16 protein-coding genes are annotated in these 17,128 nt (G+C 74.2%); 7 read left to right on the forward strand and 9 right to left on the reverse strand.

Going from position 1 to position 17,128, the window contains the following annotated elements; translation table 11 throughout:
• Positions 1–179: 179 nt before the first annotated feature.
• Together C1701_RS06940 and C1701_RS06945 are read left to right on the forward strand one after the other, a co-directional pair.
• Entirely contained in the window at positions 180–1,883 is a 1,704-nt protein-coding gene (locus C1701_RS06940; protein ID WP_103055713.1) for an outer membrane protein assembly factor BamB family protein, read from the forward strand.
• A 431-nt stretch (positions 1,884–2,314) separates the two neighbouring features.
• A complete protein-coding gene (locus C1701_RS06945; RefSeq protein ID WP_157163087.1) occupies positions 2,315–3,892 on the forward strand; it encodes an outer membrane protein assembly factor BamB family protein in 1,578 nt (525 codons plus the stop codon).
• 328 nt (positions 3,893–4,220) lie between these two features.
• Here C1701_RS06945 and C1701_RS06950 read toward each other — a convergent pair whose 3' ends face one another.
• Together C1701_RS06950 and C1701_RS06955 are read right to left on the reverse strand one after the other, a co-directional pair.
• Positions 4,221–5,081 carry a hypothetical protein gene (locus C1701_RS06950; RefSeq protein ID WP_155886011.1) on the reverse strand — a complete coding sequence of 287 codons (861 nt, stop codon included), beginning with the start codon at positions 5,079–5,081 and terminating at the stop codon, positions 4,221–4,223.
• A gap of 206 nt (positions 5,082–5,287) precedes the next feature.
• Positions 5,288–6,388: a substrate-binding domain-containing protein gene (locus C1701_RS06955; RefSeq protein ID WP_016699885.1), complete on the reverse strand. Its 1,101-nt coding sequence runs from the start codon at positions 6,386–6,388 to the stop codon at positions 5,288–5,290.
• A gap of 215 nt (positions 6,389–6,603) precedes the next feature.
• Here C1701_RS06955 and C1701_RS06960 point away from each other — a divergent pair, with 215 nt between their 5' ends.
• Genes C1701_RS06960 through C1701_RS06980 form a run of 5 tightly spaced genes read left to right on the forward strand, consistent with a single transcriptional unit; the run spans position 6,604 to position 12,755 of the window.
• Entirely contained in the window at positions 6,604–7,926 is a 1,323-nt protein-coding gene (locus tag C1701_RS06960) for an ABC transporter substrate-binding protein (RefSeq protein ID WP_016699884.1), read from the forward strand.
• A complete protein-coding gene (locus C1701_RS06965) occupies positions 7,923–8,867 on the forward strand; it encodes a carbohydrate ABC transporter permease (protein WP_016699883.1) in 945 nt (314 codons plus the stop codon). The genes C1701_RS06960 and C1701_RS06965 overlap by 4 nt, the downstream gene beginning before the upstream one ends.
• Positions 8,864–9,721, forward strand: a complete 858-nt coding sequence (locus tag C1701_RS06970) for a carbohydrate ABC transporter permease (protein WP_016699882.1) — start codon at positions 8,864–8,866, stop codon at positions 9,719–9,721. Before C1701_RS06965 ends, C1701_RS06970 begins: the two co-directional genes overlap by 4 nt.
• Entirely contained in the window at positions 9,718–10,794 is a 1,077-nt protein-coding gene (locus tag C1701_RS06975) for a hydroxyacid dehydrogenase (RefSeq protein WP_245588664.1), read from the forward strand. Before C1701_RS06970 ends, C1701_RS06975 begins: the two co-directional genes overlap by 4 nt.
• Positions 10,791–12,755, forward strand: a complete 1,965-nt coding sequence (locus C1701_RS06980; protein WP_103055714.1) for a DUF2264 domain-containing protein — start codon at positions 10,791–10,793, stop codon at positions 12,753–12,755. Before C1701_RS06975 ends, C1701_RS06980 begins: the two co-directional genes overlap by 4 nt.
• A 147-nt stretch (positions 12,756–12,902) precedes the next feature.
• Here the strand turns inward: C1701_RS06980 and C1701_RS06985 are convergent, their stop codons facing one another.
• From C1701_RS06985 to C1701_RS07015, 7 genes are all read right to left on the reverse strand, one after another.
• Positions 12,903–13,121 carry a gas vesicle protein GvpK gene (locus tag C1701_RS06985; protein ID WP_052168860.1) on the reverse strand — a complete coding sequence of 73 codons (219 nt, stop codon included), beginning with the start codon at positions 13,119–13,121 and terminating at the stop codon, positions 12,903–12,905.
• 320 nt (positions 13,122–13,441) lie between these two features.
• Positions 13,442–13,660: a gas vesicle protein gene (locus C1701_RS06990; RefSeq protein ID WP_030104098.1), complete on the reverse strand. Its 219-nt coding sequence runs from the start codon at positions 13,658–13,660 to the stop codon at positions 13,442–13,444.
• 5 nt (positions 13,661–13,665) lie between these two features.
• Positions 13,666–14,523, reverse strand: a complete 858-nt coding sequence (locus tag C1701_RS06995; RefSeq protein ID WP_103055715.1) for a GvpL/GvpF family gas vesicle protein — start codon at positions 14,521–14,523, stop codon at positions 13,666–13,668.
• The gene (locus tag C1701_RS07000; protein WP_026417228.1) at positions 14,520–14,948 is read right to left on the reverse strand and encodes a gas vesicle protein; all 429 of its coding nucleotides are present in this window, start codon (positions 14,946–14,948) and stop codon (positions 14,520–14,522) included. The genes C1701_RS06995 and C1701_RS07000 overlap by 4 nt, the downstream gene beginning before the upstream one ends.
• Before the next feature lie 52 nt (positions 14,949–15,000).
• Positions 15,001–16,128 (reverse strand): SRPBCC family protein, encoded by a 1,128-nt coding sequence (locus tag C1701_RS07005; RefSeq protein WP_051313273.1) that lies wholly within the window; start codon positions 16,126–16,128, stop codon positions 15,001–15,003.
• Complete coding sequence (locus tag C1701_RS07010; RefSeq protein WP_103055717.1) at positions 16,125–16,871, reverse strand: hypothetical protein; 747 nt, start codon at positions 16,869–16,871, stop codon at positions 16,125–16,127. The genes C1701_RS07005 and C1701_RS07010 overlap by 4 nt, the downstream gene beginning before the upstream one ends.
• 7 nt (positions 16,872–16,878) lie before the next feature.
• The gene (locus C1701_RS07015; protein ID WP_103055718.1) at positions 16,879–17,124 is read right to left on the reverse strand and encodes a gas vesicle protein GvpG; all 246 of its coding nucleotides are present in this window, start codon (positions 17,122–17,124) and stop codon (positions 16,879–16,881) included.
• Positions 17,125–17,128: the final 4 nt, after the last annotated feature.

The raw sequence follows: 17,128 nt of genomic DNA on the forward strand, positions 1-17,128 counted from the left end.
GTGGGCCCCACCGGTTTCCGTGGGGGCGGGGCAGGCGTCGGAGTTCGACCCGAGCGCCCCGTCCGTTCTCCCTCCACGGACGAGTAGGACCAGAGGAACATGTCCGTCTTTTCCCAACCCGGGTCGGTGACCCGTGTCGTTGCCGCGATGGCGTGCCGAGGCATGCGGAGGTCGACGCGGTGACCGACCCCGAGAACACTCCCCCGTCGCCCCGGCCCGAGAGTTCGTCGGCCACCCCGCCACCGTCCTCCGAGGACCGCGAGGCGCACCCCACCCCCGGCCCCGACCAGCCCCCCGGCGAGACCGGGGGAACGCCGTGGTCCGGGTCGCCGATGCCCGGCGCCGTCCCGCCACCGACGGAGGCGGCCGCCGCGCACGGTCACGCGTTCCCACCGCCGGGCGGGGACCAGCCCCAGGCCGGGACCGGGTGGCAGCCGGTGCCCCCGCCGCCGGCGCCGGGGCCCTGGGCGCCCGGCTACCCCCCGCCCCAGCCGCCCCGTCCGCGTCGGACCGGTCTGCTCGCCGCGCTGGTCGCGGTTCCCGTCGTCGTGCTGGGCATCGTGCTGACCGTGGTGTTGACCCGAGGCGGGGACGAACCGTCCGGGTCCCCGGCAGCCGCCGGCACCGAGGTGGAGGACGGGGAGGGCGTCGACGGCGCGGTGCCGGTCGGCGAAGCCCAGGAGCCGAGATGGCACGTTCCCGTCGCCTCGGAGGACCCGTTCGCGCACGAGCTGCTGGGCTCCTGGGTGACGGGGACGACGGCGGTCCGCGCGGAGGCCGGTTCCGTGATCGGCTACGACCTGGCCAGCGGGGATGTCCGCTGGGAGCTGCCGTCCTCCGGCGACGAGCGGTACTGCGGATTGAGCGCGGAGACCCACGAGAACGGCATCGTCGTGTCGCACGGCGTCGGGCACGTCTGCGACCAGCTCTCGATGGTCGACCTGGACAGCGGGGAGACGCGCTGGCAGGTCGCACCGGAGGCCGACGAGGCGGACCCCGGCGCGGTGCTGCGGCCCGTGGTGGCCAACGGTGTCGCCCTGACCTCCGTCGTCCCCGAACGGCTCACCGCGCACGACGCGGGTACGGGTGAGATCCGGTGGGAGGTCGAACTGCCGAACCCGATCGCGGCCGATGCCGAGGCCAGGCCCTGCCGTGCCACCGAGGCCGCCCCGGCCGAGGGGTTCCTCGTCGTCAGCGGGCACTGCGCCCCCGAACGGTTCGCCTTCGGCGAGGCGCAGCGCTTCGTCGCCAGGGTCGCGCTGGAGACCGGGGCGGTCGTCTGGCAGACGGTGGTCCCCGGGGACGTCATCGAGGAGGGCACGACCGGCTCGGTGCGGTTGCTCTCCGCGAACCCCCCGGTGATCGGGCTCGTCGTGCGGGGTGAGGAGTCGGGGCCGATCGCGGTCTTCGACCCGGAGAACGGCACGCTCACCCATGACCTGGTGGTGGACGGCCTTCCGATCGGGGTGGACCCCGAACCGGAACAGGGCGCGGCGCCGCCGGTGCCGACCTGGTCCGACGGGAGCGGGCTGGTGCTCAGGTCCGCCGTGGGGGAGTGCGAGGAGACGCTGACCAGGGTGGACCTGAACTCCGGTTCGATCGCCTGGGAGACGGACGAGACCACCTGTGGTCAGCTGCCGGTCGCGGTGGAGGGCGAGGAGCCGTTGCTGGTGTCGGTGGGTTCCTCGAACGGTGCGCCGACCCTGGCGACGGTGGCGCTGGCCGACGGCCAGGTGCGGCACCTGGGCGCGCTCGGGGGTGACCCGGAGTCGGTGTGGCTGCCGCTGACGGGCCGCGCGCACCGGAACGGGGACAGCGTCGTCGTCTTCCCGGTCGACTCGGCGATGACGAGGACCGCCGTGCTCGCGTTCGACGCGCCCTGAGCCCGGATCGGTTCGCGGAGGCGGGTGCCCGGCGGCCGGCCTCCGCGAACCGTCTCGTCCTGGGTCCGCGTGCTCCCAAGGACGCCGTCGGCCGAGCGCCCCGAGCGCTGGCCTCAGAGCCCACCCCCTGGCTCGGGGACGCGGCGGAGCCCCACCCGCGTCACCGTTGGTGACGTTCCTCGTCGGAGCAGGCTCCGCCGAAACCACCCCATCGGGTCCGCCCCTGGGGCTAGAGTCCGGTCGGCATCGGCACGGCGGGTGACCGCCCGCGCCGGATACGTGGTCGAGCCGGGACGGTGGGGGGAGTTCCCCGACCCGGCCGAAGGACAACGACGGGGGCACCAGGAACGGATGGACACCACACCTCGGCCGGCGCGCGGCGCGTCGGCGACCAGCACCGCCGCGTCAGGGGACAGCCGGAGGGGGAGACGGTGAGCGGCGGTGGCGACCAGCCGGGTCCGGGCCCCTGGCAGGGCGGCGGCCAACCGAACCCGTGGCAGGGCGGCGGCCAACCCGGCCCCTGGCAGGGCGGAGCCAACCCCCAGGGCTGGGCGGGAGCGCCCCCGGGCTCCGGCGGGCAGGCACCGCCCCCCTGGAACCACGGGCAGCCCGCCGGGCCGCCGCCCCGGAAGCCCCGGCGACGAGGCCTGGTCATCGCGCTCGTCACGGTGCCAGCCGTCGTCCTGGCCGGTGTGGCCGCCGTCGTCCTGACCCGGGGCGGCAGCGAGGACCCCCCGGCGCCCGATCCCGCCGCGGGCGGTGTGGCCTCGGAACCTCCAGGTGCGCCGACGGAGCCGCTGTGGGCGGCACCGGCTCCCGTCACCCAGCCCTACGAGAACGACCTGCTCGGCAGCTGGGTCACCGAGAGCACCGCCGTGCGGGCGGAGTACTGGACGATGGTCGGCCACGACCTGGGCACCGGCGAGCCGACGTGGGAACGGCCGGCTCCGGAGGGCAGCTCGTACTGCGCCGTCAGCGCCGAGACGCACGAGAACCGGGTGTTCGTCGTGCACGGCGAGGCTGGCGAGCTGTGCAACCTGCTGTCCTCGGTGGACCTCGACACGGGGGAGACGGTGTGGGAGGTCGAACAACACCCTGCGCAGCCCGACGAGATCGGTCTCCGTCGACCGGCCGTCACCAGCGGTGTGGTGTTGGCCGACTACGACGGAGGGAGGATGCGCGCCTTCTCCGCCGACTCGGGCGAGGAGCTGTGGGACCTGATGCGGATGCCCAACCCCGTCGCGGACCCGGAACAGCCGGCCCGGTGCTCGGTGTACGGCTTCACCCCGGCCCCGGACAGCTTCTACGTGCACGGCGACTGCCGACCGAGGAACCTGACCTTGGGCGATGACCACCGGTACGTGGCCCGGATCGACGCGGCGACCGGGGAGGTGCGGTGGCAGACCCTCGTCCCGGAGTCGGTGATCCCGCTGGGGGAGCCCACCGGCACCGAGCTGTTGTCCACCGATCCGCCGGTCCTCGGGCACTTCCCCCTGAACTCGACGGCCAGCCCGGTGGTGGTGTTCGACCCCGACGACGGGAGCATCACGCACGACCTCGTGCTGGAAGGTCCACCGCCGGCGCTCGGGCAGAGCCCGCTGCGAGGGGACGCCCCGCCGCACACGGTCCTGACCACTCCGGACAGCCTGCTGCTGCGCATCGTCACGCCCGGCGGCGGCTGCGAGCACAACCTGACCCGCATCGACGTGACGACCGGCGCCGTGGCGTGGGAGGGCGTCGCCACCAGCTGCGAACACGTGCTCCTCGGCGTCGAGGACGGGGAGGCCCTGGTGATCTCCAACGGGGGTTCCGCCGGCGAGGAAGCCACGCTGATCGCCGTCGCGCTGGCGGACGGTTCGACCAGGGAGATCGGCCCGCTGGCCGCCGACCCGGGCAGCACCGGGCGGGCCCTGTCCGGCCGGGCCCACCGACACGGCGACAGCATCATCGTGTTCCCGGACTTCATGCTGGGCACGGAGACCGGCGTACTGGCCGTCGCCGCACCGTGACAGGGGGAGCGGTCGTGGGGCCCGGCTGACCTCGCCGTTCCCGGTAGCCCCGGCCTCCTCCACCGCGACAGCTCGCCGGGGCCGCCGTGGCCGGCCCTCCTCCCCTGCCGCCCCCACCCGAGGACTCGACCAGGGCGGCAGCCCGCCGGATGACGACGTGGGTCCTCCCCCGGATCGACCCACCGTCCGCCCTGCGGCCTCCTCCCGGCTCCCTCCGGGCTCGCGCCGCGCGTCCGGAGGGGTCAGGGCGGGCGTGGGTCGTCGTCACCTCGTCCGACCGGTCCCAACCGTCGATGGGGAGGCGGGCCCAGCCCGCCACTCAGCCCGGCTAGTTCGACGGTTGCCGGTAGCGTCCGCCGTCCGCCTCGAAGCGGGGAGGCGGTTCGGCGGGGAGGTCGACGAGGACGACGGCCGGATCCGACGGGTCCGTGGTGACCAGGACCGCGCTGCCCAGGCGGGGGACCTGGTCGGGTGTGGTCACCAGGTGGGCGCGGATCGTCCGGGAGGGTTGGGCGCCGGGGACCTCCACGGTGGCGGCGAAACGTGGGTTGCCGCCCGACCACTCCCGGTGGAACTCGACGGCGGTGAGCACCCCGGGTTCGGATCGGCCCCACTCGCGGAGGGCCCGGATGGTCCGCTGGCGGGTCCGCACGTAGCGGAGTCGGCGTCGCGCTCGGAGCGCGGACACTCCGGCGAGGAGGAGGCACAGGGCGCCGAGGGCGCCCGGCAGCGCACCGAGCACCACGTCGAACGGGGCGCCGTCGGCGGGAGGCCAGGGGCCGAGCAGCAGCGCTGAGGTACCGACGCCGGCGGCGGCACAGCCCGCCAGGGCGGGCACCTCGGCGATCCGCAGCGCGGTGGCGCGCTGCCCGTAGATCCGGTGGGCGGCGTCGTAGGTGATCTCGGTGACCACCGCGGCCAGGAACACCAGGAGGACACAGGGAAGCGCCCACCACCACGGGACGTGCCCTGCTCCGAGCAGTTGGCTGAGGAGGGGCATCAGGGCCAGTGGCCACAGCAGGGCGGCGGTGGTGGCCCAGCCGAGGATCTCCCTCGGCAGGTGGTCCGGGACCGGAACGGGGGTCTCGGCCACGATGTCGTCGCCGCGCTCCGCCACCGAGAACACGGGCCAGGGCGTCGGTCCGTCTCCGGGCAGCGGGTGGGTCGAGGGGGTCGGTCGTGCACTCATGGGGGCCTCCGACGAAGAACGACCTGCCCGGCCGACGCTAGCGACTCCGCGCCGCTCCCGAGGCAGCCTCACCAGAATCGGTGCCCTCTGCGCCGGGGCAGCACGCGCCGAACCGCGGGGGTGGGGCAGGTGCCGCGCGGAGCGGTGGCGGCCGCGTTCCGGGCCACCGGGCCACCGGGCCAGGCGGGCCGGAGCGGGCGGGGCCCTCAGAGCTCGCTGGCGGGGGCGGCGGCTCCGCAGGACTCCCGGACCTCCAGGGTGGGCCAGAGCTGGACGCGGTGCACCGGTCGCCGGTCGCCCTCGGCCGCCCTGCCCAGGGCCAGTTCGACCGCGAGCTGACCGAGGCGGTGCTTCTGCGGGCGCACGGCGGTGAGCGGGGGGTCGGAGGCGGCGGCGACCTCGTCGTCGTAGGAGACGACCGCGAGGCGCCCCGGCACGTCGATGCCCAGGTCCCTGGCCCGTTCGACCATGCCGATCGCCTCCCGGTCCGCGTGGACGAGCATCGCCCGCACCCCCCGCTCCGCGCAGTGGAGCAGGACCTCGTCGTAGACGGGTGGCCAGCCGGGCGTCCCGTAGCTGGGCACCTCGATGTCCAGGTCGGTGTCGTGGGGGAGGCCGAGTTCGGCGGTGGTGGCCGCCCACCCGGCGCGCAGCGCGGTGCTGGTGGGGCTGGTCCGGGAGGTGACCAGGGCGACGGCCCGGTGCCCCAGGGCGGTCAGGTGGCGCACCCCGAGGCCCGCGCCGAGGGCGTGCGCGGTGGTGGCCGCGTCGAGCGCGAGGGTCGACAGCTCCGGCGGCGGTAACCGCTCCATCAGGACCACGGGCACCGGCAGGCTCCCCAGCCAGCGGAGCAGGTCGAGGCCGGCGTCCCCGTGGACCACGGGGGCGGCGAGGACGACGCGGACGCCGTGGTCGACCAGCGCGCTGATCTGCCGGCGGTCCTCGGTCGGGTCGTAGCTGGACACGCGCATGACCAGTCTGCTCCCGGCCGAGGCCACGGCCGCCTGGGCGCCCTGCACGACGTGCGGCCAGTAGTACTCGACGGAGGGCACCACCATCCCGACCAGGGTTCTGCCGGACGCCCCGCCGAGGGCTGGGCGGGGTGCGGTGGGGGTGCGGTTCGGCCGGTGCGGGCGGGTGATCCCGCCGTGGACGCGTTGCACGAGACCTCGGTCCGCCAGGGCCGTGACGTCCCGGCGCACGGTGACCGCCGTGACCCCCATCCGTTCGGCGAGATCGGCCAGCCGGACGGTCCCGTGCCGCTGCACCAGGGCGAGGATCAGCTCCTGCCGCTGTGAGGCCAGCATCGTGGTCCTCCTCCGCGTGGGTCGTCGGCGGGGGCGTCGGCGCGAGCCCGACCGGGGCCGGTCCCCTCGTCGGCGGGAGCCGGTCCCGCCGGTGACGAGACCCCGGTCACTTTCGTTCCTGTTCGTTTCCGTTCGGTTCCGCTCGCAACGATTGACGTCGAACTCTCTCACACGGTGGAGTGACGCGAACCACCGCCAGAAGGGACATCCAAGCAATGGTGCTTGATACCGGCTGGTCGCGGCGTGCCTTCCTGCGGGCGACACTGGGCGCGGCGGCCCTCGGCGCGGGCGGCGCGACGCTGTCCGGCTGTTCCTCCTCGACCACCGCCTCCGGCGCGACCAGGGTGCGGATCTGGTCGTGGCTGACCGGGATGGACCGGTACGTCGCGGCCTTCAACGCCGCCCAGCGCGAGGTGCACGTCGAGCTCAGCGTCATCGCCGCCGGTCTGGACGGCGGCTACGCGCAGCAGACCAACGCGATCCGGGCCCGCAACGCGCCGGACATCCTGCACGTGGAGTACCAGGGCCTGATCCAGGTCCTGGCGACCGGCGGGCTGCGGGACATCACCGACGACATGAGCGATCTCGCCGAGGGGTACTCGGACGCGGCCTGGCGCGGGGTCCGCCCGGACGGCCGTACCTGGGCGGTGCCGATGGACCTCGCCCCGATGGTCTTCTACTACCGGGCGGACCTCTTCGACCGGCACGGCATCGCCGTCCCCCGCACCTGGGACGAGTTCCGAGTGGCCGCCGAGGCGGTGCGGGAGGCGGACCCGGCGGCGAGGCTGACGACGTTCCCGCTCAACGACGGCTCGTTCTTCGCCGGGATGTCCTGGCAGGCGGGCCAGCCGTGGTGGCGGATCGACGGGGACACCTGGGTGGTCGACGTCGACGGCGAGGGCACGCTGCGGACGGGTTCCTACTGGCAGGACCTGATCTCCTCGGACCTGGTCGGCAGCGGTGGCACCGGCACCCAGGACTGGATCGCGAGCATGCACGAGGGCCGCCTGTGGGGGCTGCTCGGCGCGTCCTGGAGCGTGGGGACGTTGCAGAAGTCGATTCCCGACGACACCGGCCGCTGGGCGGTCACCACGATGCCCACCTGGGGCGGCGAGCCGGCCAACGGGATGCAGGGCGGCACCGCCTTCGGGGTGTCGGAGGACAGCCAGGTCCCGGAGGCGGCGATGACCTTCCTCCGCTGGTTGAGCACCGACCCGGAGGTGCCGAGGATCGGGGCGACGTTCACCTCGCCGTTCCCCGGCTACCTGCCCAACCGGGAGGTGGCCCGCGACGAGGTCGGGTTGGACTACTTCGTGGGCGACCCGGTGTTCGACGTGTTGGAGGAGGCGGACCGGCGGGTTCCCGAGTGGACCTGGGGGCCGAACGCCCTGGGGCTGTTCTCGAACATCACCGACTCCTTCGGCGGGGTGCCGGCCGGGCGGACGACGATCCCGGACGCGCTGCGCCGGGTGCAGGGCGTGGCGTTGTCCGGGTTGCGGGAACGCGGGCTGTCCGCGCGGGCCGGTGGTGCGGCATGACCGTCGTCACGGACCGGGGGGACTCCTCCGCTCGTCGCCCGGCTCCCTCCCCCGCCCCCCGCCGGATGGGCGGGCGAGCGGGTCGGGCCAGGTTGGCCCCGCTGCTGCTGGTCGCCCCGTTCGCGCTGCTGCTGCTCGCCACCGTGCTGGTGCCGATCGGGTACGCGCTCTACCTGAGCCTGTTCACCGAGCGGTTGTCCGGGTTGGGTTTCTCCGGCCCGGAGGACGTCTTCGTCTGGCTGTCGAACTACGGCGCGGTGCTGTCGGACCCGGCCTTCGCCGAGTCGGTGTGGAACGTGGCCCGCTACGCGCTGGTGCACGTCCCGCTCATGCTGGGCGCCGCGCTGGTCCTCGCGCTGCTGTTGGACGGGGCCGTGGTGTGGCTGCGCCAGGTGTGGTCGCTCGCGGTGTTCCTGCCCTACGCGGTGCCCGGCGTCATCGCCGGCCTGGTGTGGGCCTACCTGTTCAGCCCGGGGATCGGCCCCCTCAACGACGTCCTGCCGTGGGATCCGCTGGGGTCGGAGGGCGTGCTGCCCTCGATCGTCACGATGGCCACCTGGCAGTGGATGGGCTACAACATGATCATCTTCTACACCGCGTTGCGCACCGTGCCCCGTGACGTGCTGGAGGCGGCGCGGATCGACGGCGCCGGCCCGGTGCGCACCGCGCTGTCGGTGAAGGTGCCGATCATCCGACCGACGATCTTCGTCGCGCTCGTGTTCACGGTCATCGGTTCCCTCCAGCTGTTCACCGAACCGCTGGTGCTCCGTTCGTTCACCGGCTCGGTGACCAGCACCTGGACCCCGAGCCTGTACGTCTACGAGGCGGCGTTCATCACCAACGACTACGGCCGGGCGGCGGCGGCCTCGCTGCTCCTCGCGTTGGCCTGCGCGGTGCTCTCGGCGCTGGTGATGCGGCTGTCCACGAGGAGGTCCGGATGAACGGGGCGCACCGGAACGGCAGCAGGTGGACCTCCCGGAGCGCGGTGCACGTCGTCCTGGTGTTGGCGACGCTGTACAGCGTGCTCCCGCTGGTCTGGCTGGTGACCTCCTCCACCAAGAGCCTCGGTGACTTCTCCACCACGGGGGCGTTCGAGCTGGGCGAGTGGAACCTCGGCACCAACGTCGGGGACCTCCTCGCCGAGGAGGACGGCGTCTTCCTGCACTGGGCGGTCAACTCGCTGCTGTACGCGGGGGTGGGCGCGCTGCTGGGGGCGCTGATCTGCTCGGCCTGCGGCTACGCGATCGCCAAGCTGGACTTCCCCGGTCGTCGGGCGTTGTTCGCGGTCACGCTCACCGGAGTGCTGGTCCCCACCACCGCGCTGGCGCTGCCCCTGTACCTGTTGGCGTCCGAGCTGCGGATCGTGGACACGTTCTGGGCGGTGTTCATCCCGTTGCTCACCAACCCGTTCGGGGTCTACCTGGCCAGGGCGTACGCGGAGGCCGCGATCCCCGGGGAGCTGCTGGAGGCCTCCCGCATGGACGGCGCGGGGGAGCTGCGCACGTTCTTCACCGTGGCGCTGCCCCTGATGCGCCCTGGGGTGGTCACGATCCTGCTGTTCCAGTTCGTGGGCATCTGGAACAACTTCTTCCTCCCGTTGGTCATGCTCACCGATCCGAAGCTGTTCCCCATCACCCTCGGTCTCTACCAGTGGAGTTCGCGCGTGACCCAGTTCCCGTCCTACACCCCGCTCGTCATCACGGGCTCGCTGCTGGCGGTGGTCCCGCTCATCGTGGCCTTCGTGGTGCTCCAACGCCAGTGGCGTTCCGGGCTGGCCGCCGGGAGCGTCAAGTGAGCGCGCCGGAGGGGCCGGTCCTGCCCGGCGAGCACGGGACCGACGGCGGTGGACGGCGCCCCCGGTCGCGGCCGGAGACGACGCTGGTGCTCGACCCGTCGTGGTTCGACACCCTCTTCGGGGCGGAGGAGCTCGCCCGGCTGCGGGCGGCGGCGTCCCTGGGTGACCCGGTGGTCGCCCACGACCTGTCCTCCCCGGCGGCGCTGCGCCGGCTGGCCGAGACGGAGGTGCTCATCACCTCCTGGGGTTGTCCGCCGTTGACCGCCGAGGTGCTGGACGCGGCTCCCCGGCTGCGGGCGGTGTTGCACGCCGCGGGCAGTGTTCGGGGGCACGTCACCGACGCCGTGTTCGACCGGGGCGTTCGGGTCACGACCGCCGCCGACGCGAACGCGGAGCCGGTGGCCCAGTACACGCTGGCCGCCGTGTTGTGGGCCTTCAAGAAGATCCCGTTCCTGGCGGCGGACGCGCGGGTGCACCGCGCCGACTGGGGCTACCGGGAACGGCACGGCGAACTGTCCGGTCGGGGTCGGGTGGTGGTCCTGGTCGGGTTCTCCCGGGTGGGCCGCCGGGTGGCGGAACTGCTGACCCGGCTGGACCTCGCCAGGGTGCTGGTGGTGGACCCGGTGGCCGACCCGGCGGCGGTGCGGGCGGCGGGGGCGGAGCCCGTGCCGTTGGCGGAGGCGCTGCCCCTGGCCGACGTGCTCAGCCTGCACGCCCCCTCCCTGCCGGAGACCCGGCACCTGGTCGGCGCGGCCGAGCTGGCGGAGCTGCGGGACGGCGCGGTGCTGGTCAACACCGCTCGCGGTGCGCTGGTGGACACCGAGGCGTTGGAGCGGGCGTGCGCGGGCGGTCGCCTGTACGCCGTCCTGGACGTCACCGACCCGGAACCGCTGCCCTCGGGTTCTCCGCTGTACACCCTGCCCAACGTGGTGCTCACCCCCCACGTCGCGGGCTCGCTGGGCTCCGAGACGCGGCAGCTGAGCGCGGCGGCGCTCACCGAACTCGAACGCTACGCGGCCGGGTTGCCGCCGCTGGCTCCCGTCACCCGCGAGTCGCTGGCGGTGCAGGCGTGATCCCCGCCGAGGACAGGGACCTCTCACCGCGCACGGGGTGGACCCGCCGGCACTGGGAGGCGGTCGCCGACGACATGCTCACCGCCGTCGCCCGCCACCGCTCCCCGCTGGGCGCGCGGTACGACCTGCCGGGGCCGGCGAGCCGCAACGGCGTGCTCTCCGACGGGTTGGAGGGTTTCGCCAGGACCTTCCTGCTGGCCGGGTTCCGGGTGGCGGGGGCGGGCGGCGCGGACCCGACGGGCCTGTTGGAGAGGTACGCCGAGGGCCTGGCCGCCGGCACCGACCCGGCGTCACCGGAGCGCTGGCCCCGCCCGGACGAGCTGGGGCAGGCGAAGGTGGAGGCCGCCTCGGTGGCGCTCATCCTCCAACTCACCCGACCGTGGTTGTGGGATCGGCTGGACGACGGGGTGCGCCAGCGGACCGTCGAATGGCTGGGCACCGTCGTCGGCCAGCCGTACCCGCCGATCAACTGGGTGTGGTTCCGGATCGTGGTGGAGTCGTTCCTCCGCGAGGTCGGCGGCCCCTGGTCCAGGGAGGACGTCGAGGCGGACCTGGCGGTGCACGCGTCGCTGCGACGACCCGACGGGTGGCTGAGCGACCACGCCGAGGAACGCGCCTACGACCACTACACCGGGTGGGCGCTGCACCTGTACCCGCTGTTGTGGGCCGAGTGGTTCGACGTCGTCGGTTCCCTGTGCCCGCCCGCGTTGCGCGAGACGTGGGCCGGCGACCTGCGCCGGTACCTGCGGGACGCCGTCTCGCTGGTGGGCGCGGACGGTTCCCCGCTGCTCCAGGGGCGCAGCCTGGTCTACCGGTTCGCCGCCTCGGCGCCTTTCTGGGTGGGGGCCCTCGCCGGTACCGGCGGTGTCGCCCCCGGTCAGGCCCGCCGGGCCGCGAGTGGCGTCCTGCGGCACTTCGTCGACCGGGGGGCGTTGGGCGGGGACGGGCTGCTGTCCCTGGGCTGGCACCACGGGTGGCCGGGGATGCGGCAGTCCTACTCGGGTCCGGCGTCCCCGTACTGGGCGGCCAAGGGGATGCTCGGGCTGGCGCTGCCCGCCGACCACCCGGTGTGGACGGACCAGGAGCTGCCGTTGCCGGTGGAGACGGCGGACGTGTCCTCCGTGGTCACCGCCCCCGGGTGGTTGGTCACCGCCCGGCGGCGCGACGGCATCGTCACCGCCGTCAACCACGGGACCGACCACGCGGTCCTCGGCGCTGAGGTCGCCGACTCCCCGCTCTACGCCCGGTTGGGGTACTCGACGGCCACGGTCCCGCCGCTGACGGGTCCGACGGTGGCGGACCCGCTGGACAACTCGGTGGTCCTGCTCGATGCCGGGGGACGCGCCACCCACCGCACGGGATTCGGGACGCTCCTCGCCGAGCACCGGTCACCCGACGTGCTGGTCGCCGCCTCCTCCGGCCGGGTTCGCTGGGTCGACTCGACGGGCGACTCCTCCCCCGACCACGGTTCGGGCCGGACCGGGCCGGCGACGGCGGGACCGGTGGTGACGGTGGCCTCGGTCGTGCGGGACGGCGTGGAGGTGCGGATCGTCCGGGTGGCGCCACCCACTCCCGGCCAGCGGTGGCGGGCGGTGCGCCTGGGCGGCTGGCCGGTGGCGGACGACGACCAGCCGACGGCGGGGTGCGGTGCGCGGGTGACGACCGCGCGGCTCAGCTCGGAAATCCGCCCGCTGGTCGGTCTGCCGCACGCCGGGGTGGTGGTGGAGCGCGGCACCAGCCCGCTCGCGGACTGGACGGCCGTTCCGTGGCTGGCCGCGCGGGGTGAGTCGCCGCACGGGGTGTTCGCGGCGGTGGTGGAGCTGCGGGGCACCCGCGGTGGCCACGGCGGGACGCCGCCCGACCCGACGGTCGACGTCGGGCCGGAGTCGGTGGCGGTGCGCTGGCCGGACGGCGTCCGGACCGAGGTCGCCATGCCCGCGTCCTCCGCGCGGGCGGACTGATCCCCGCGCGCCTGGCCCTCCCTCTCGGGTCCGCACGGGCCGCCGTGCCCGGTGGGCGCGGTCGGCCGGTACCCGCGTGCCCGCCGCACGGGCCCGCCGACCCGGCCACCGGTTCCGGCGATGGGGAGGGCGCGCCCACGCCCCCACCTACAGCAGGGAACCGAGGGGGCCCAGGTCGAGGTTCAGGTCGGAGGCGCGCAGGCCGTAGCGCTCACGCAACTCGGTCATCCTGTCCTCCAGCAGCATGAGCGTGAGACCCATGCGTTCCTCCTGCTCCTCGGTGAGGTCGCCCTGGTCGACCCGGCGCAGCGCCTGCCGCTCGACGAGCTGCCGCAGCAGCTCGACGATGGTCAGCACGAGCTTCATCAGGTCGCGTTCCACCGTGTCGGGGTGGGCGTCGACGCGGTTGGGGAGTTCCCTGGCCGCCTCGGTGAGCGCGGCCGTGACCCCGGCGCCCACCCCGTCCATGTCCGCGCCCCCGCCCGCCGCGGTGTTCGCGGCCCGCCCACCGGGCTGGGTCCCACCGATCCTGATCGTCGAGGGCCCGCCGCCGGTCGTCGGGCCGTCGTCCGTGTCCGCCACACCGCCTCCTTCCACTCCACCACCGCTCCGGTGGTGCCCGTCGTCGGGCCGCCGCGCCGCCGGCCAGGAGCCCCGACCAGGCCTCGGGTGCCGTCCAGTCCGCCTCACCGCTCCCACGGCGAGGGGACGTCCGGCCGCACCGAGGTGATCAGCGCCCGCAGCGAGATGTGCACGAGGTCCACGTCCGCGATCGCCAGCGTCAGGTCACCGGTGAGCACCACCCCGCCGGCGAGCAGCCGGTCCAGCAGGTCCACCAGTGAGACGTCCCGGTTGGCCAGCGGGAGGTCACCGTCCTCGTCGCCGGGTACGAGTTCGGTCGCCATCCCGGTCACCGCTCCACGGTGGACGGGGAGGGGTCGGGCGAGGTCCGTTCGTCCAGGCCATCGGGGACGAACGAGTAGGGCACCCAGGGGCCGGTCAGCTCCACCCGCACCCCGGGTTCGGCCCGCGACCACCGCTCCACCTCCGCGGCGAAGGCCCGCGTGTTCTCCTCGGACACCAGGAACGCCGCGTTGAGCACGTTCCTGCCCCGGGCGCCGGACAGCTGGTTGTCCTGCGCGCGGTGCCTCCGCCGGGCCTCCGCCAGCTGGTCGAGGCGGTCGACCAGCCGGGTGGAGAGGTCCGACGCGCGTTCCCAGGCCCGTTCCCGCGCCTCTCGCCGCTGGATCCGGCGGCGCAGGTAGGCGCGTCCGGCGCCCCCACCGCCCGGGGTGGTGGGGCGGGAGGGCGCTGGTGCCGCCCGGGCACCCTCGTCCGCCGGGGCCGGGGTGTCGTCGGTGAAGACCTTGACGCCCCATTCGGCCCGACCGGCGAACCGGTCGAGGGCGGAGAGGAACTCCCGCGCCCGACCTCGCACCATCTGGCGGACCCGTTCGTCGTCGTCGTAGATGGTGGCCAGCCGCAACGGCAGCACCGGTCGGTGGGCCGCCATGTCGGACACGACCGTGTGGTGTCCCCTGGCGACCGCTTCCAGCCGGCCGAGGTCGTTGAGGCTGTCCTTGAGGGCAGCCTCGCTGAAGTGGTCGCGGGGCAGGGAGCTGACCACCGCCGTCAGCGGGCCGACCGGCAGTGCCCGGACCGACGCGCCGTCGATGCCACCGGAGGGCGGTGTGTGCCCCTGCCCGCTGTCCGGTTCGCTCGTGGTGACGGCGTAGACGTAGGTGATGGTGGCGAGCGTGGCCGTCATCGGGCATCCTCCTCTGTCTCCGCCACCGCACCGGACCGGGGAGCCGAGGGACCGTCCCGTTCGGCCTCGGTCCGACCGGAGGGGGCGAGGGTGGGGCGTTCACCGGCTTCCAGCGCCCGGATCCGGTCCCGCAGGCGTTCGTTCTCCTCGGCCAGGTCGCCTCGCCGGGCGCCGGAGGACAGCGTCGGGTCGTGTTCCCACCAGTCGATGCCCATCTCCTTGGCCTTGTCGACGGACGCGACCAGCAGGCGGAGCTTGATGGTGAGCAGCTCGATGTCGAGCAGGTTGATCTTGATGTCGCCGGCGATGACGACACCCTTGTCCAGGACCCGTTCCAGGATGTCGGCGAGGTTCGCCCCCGTCGACTGGGACTGGGTGCCGGCGACCCGGGAGGGCGCCCCGGACCAGGCCATCGGTTCTGTCATCGCGCTGACCCCTCCTTCCTCGTCGCGAGACCTTCCCGGTGCCGGTGCGCGCTCAGCGCCGCGCCGAGGTCCGGTGCCGCCCGGCGGCCTCGTCCTCGTCGGCGTCGTCGACCTCGTCCTCCGGTCCCAGGTCGTCCTCGTCGGCGTCGTCCTCGAACTCGGGTCCGTCCTCCTCGTCGTCCTCGTCGTCGTCCTCGTCGTCGTCCTCGGCGCGCGCCTCACCCCGGTGGTCGTCCTCGTCGGCGTCGAACTCGTCCCGCCGTCCGGCGGTGGCGTCGTCCGGTTCGGAGGAGCGGTCCGCGTCCGACGGGGTGGCCCCGTCGTCGGGACGGTCCTCCTCGTCGCGGTCGACGACCGCGCCGTCGCGCACCTCGCCACGCCACCCGTCGGGCCGTTCCTCCCGGAGGGAGACGAAACGCCGGAAGTGGGCGAGGTCCCGCCGCACCCTGCGCCGCTGCGCGCCGAAGGCGTTGCCGAGCCGCTCCAGCAGCCCTCGGGGCCGGTGGTCGAGCACGAGCAGGACCCGGGTCAGGTCGGGGGTCACGTCGTGGAAGGTCACCGTGCCCCGCGTGGTGCCCTTGGTCCCGTCCGAGGTCCAGCGGATGCGTTCGTCTGGCACCTGTTCGAGGATCTCCGCCCGCCACGTCCGCCGGGAGAACAGGATCCTGGCCGACCAGTCGGTGGTGGTGTCGTCGACCTGGTCCACCTCGCGGACACCCTCGGCGAACCGGTCGAAGTCCTGGAACAGGGTCCACTGGTCGTAGACGTCCCGCACCGGCAGGCCGACGTCGAGGTCCTCGACGATGGTGACGGACCGGCCACCGCCCTTCTTCCTGGCGCGGCGGTCGAGCACGCGCCGGGTGGCGGTGCGCAGGCGGCCGCCGAGCGTGGAGAGGCCGGAGCGGACCGCGCCGAGCGGTCCTCGGCCGCCCTTCCCGTCGCCGGTGTCGTCGGTCGACACCGAGCGGTCGCCCCCGCCGGCCAGGCGCTGGGTGGCGGCGCCCATCCGGTGCCCCGCCCAGGTCAGCGCGTGCCTGGCCCGTGCCTGGAGGTGGCGTTCCACCTCCAGGAGGAGGCGTTCGCCGGAGGCGTTCCTGCTGGCGAGTTCGCGGAGGTTGGCCAGTGGCCCCTGCTCGTCCGCGCGCCCGGTCCTCTCCTTGACGTCGCTGGTCCTGGTCATGCTCCACCCCGCTTGGTCCGCGTGCTCCGGCCGCTCGACCCGCCGGTCGTCGTCCCGCTCGTCGTCCTGCCTCGTCGCGCGCCCTCGGCCCTGGTGGTCCGGCCGGTCGGCCCGCCGGTGCCCCTGGACTTCGAGTCCTCACCGGACGAGGACGACTTCCTCCCTGGGGAACCCCCGGTCGTGCTCGAGCGCGACCGGGTGCTCGGTCGCCCGCTGGACCTGGTGGGTGCCGCGCCGTCGTCCTCGGCGGACCGGGCGTCCTCGCTCTCGCCGTCGACGTCCTCCGCGTCGGGTTCGCCGTCCCCGCTCCCGGAGGCCCGTCGCACCGACCTGCCCGCGTCGCGCGCCGACTCCCCCACGTCCGTCACGGTGTCCTCGGCGCGCTCGCCGGCGTTCGTGGCCGCCTCCTCGGCGGTGCCGGTGGCGTCCCGACCCTGTTCGGCGAGGGCGCGGGTGCGCTCGCCGAGGGTGTCGGCGAGGCGGTCGGCGCGGTGGGTCAGCGCGGCCTGGGCGGCGGTCTTGCCGGCCTCCCACAGGCTTTCCCTGGCCTGCTCCCGCAGCTCGTTGAGGTCGGCGGAGGTGCCGATCTCCTTCGCCACCGTGACCAGCATGCGTTTGGGGTCGAGGTCGAGCTTCTTGCCGACCAGCCACAGCCCGAGGCCGATCGCGAGTTTCGCCTTCCGGCGGCGACCGAGCAGGTATCCACCCACCACGGCCACCGCCACCTTCGCTCCGGTGTTCACCGTCGTCTCACCCTTCCGTTCCGCCCGGCCGGGGTCCGGCCAGCCGGTCCAGCAGCTCGTCCTCCCGGCTGTCGAACTCGTCCTCGCTGATCAGGCCGACTTCCAGCTGCCGTTCCAGTTCGACGAGTTCCCGGCGCACCGCCTCCGGTGCGTGGTACTCGCGCTCGGCCGCCGCCAGCACCTGCCGGAGGGTCCAGCCGACCCCCCGGGCGGGTGCGAGCGGAAGTCCCAGCACCATGCCCAGCAGACCCACGGGT

It is taken from the genome of Actinoalloteichus sp. AHMU CJ021 (assembly GCF_002895405.1).
Classification (GTDB): Bacteria; Actinomycetota; Actinomycetes; order Mycobacteriales; family Pseudonocardiaceae; genus Actinoalloteichus_B; species Actinoalloteichus_B caeruleus.

Excerpts from the sequence above, each read along its gene's own strand:
- C1701_RS06950 (WP_155886011.1), bottom strand. The coding sequence starts at position 5,081 with ATGAGTGCACGACCGACCCCCTCGACCCACCCGCTGCCCGGAGACGGA.
- C1701_RS06955 (WP_016699885.1), bottom strand. The coding sequence starts at position 6,388 with ATGCTGGCCTCACAGCGGCAGGAGCTGATCCTCGCCCTGGTGCAGCGG.
- C1701_RS06960 (WP_016699884.1), top strand. The coding sequence starts at position 6,604 with ATGGTGCTTGATACCGGCTGGTCGCGGCGTGCCTTCCTGCGGGCGACA.
- C1701_RS06965 (WP_016699883.1), top strand. The coding sequence starts at position 7,923 with ATGACCGTCGTCACGGACCGGGGGGACTCCTCCGCTCGTCGCCCGGCT.
- C1701_RS06970 (WP_016699882.1), top strand. The coding sequence starts at position 8,864 with ATGAACGGGGCGCACCGGAACGGCAGCAGGTGGACCTCCCGGAGCGCG.
- C1701_RS06985 (WP_052168860.1), bottom strand. The coding sequence starts at position 13,121 with ATGAAGCTCGTGCTGACCATCGTCGAGCTGCTGCGGCAGCTCGTCGAG.
- C1701_RS06990 (WP_030104098.1), bottom strand. The coding sequence starts at position 13,660 with ATGGCGACCGAACTCGTACCCGGCGACGAGGACGGTGACCTCCCGCTG.
- C1701_RS06995 (WP_103055715.1), bottom strand. The coding sequence starts at position 14,523 with ATGACGGCCACGCTCGCCACCATCACCTACGTCTACGCCGTCACCACG.
- C1701_RS07000 (WP_026417228.1), bottom strand. The coding sequence starts at position 14,948 with ATGACAGAACCGATGGCCTGGTCCGGGGCGCCCTCCCGGGTCGCCGGC.
- C1701_RS07005 (WP_051313273.1), bottom strand. The coding sequence starts at position 16,128 with ATGACCAGGACCAGCGACGTCAAGGAGAGGACCGGGCGCGCGGACGAG.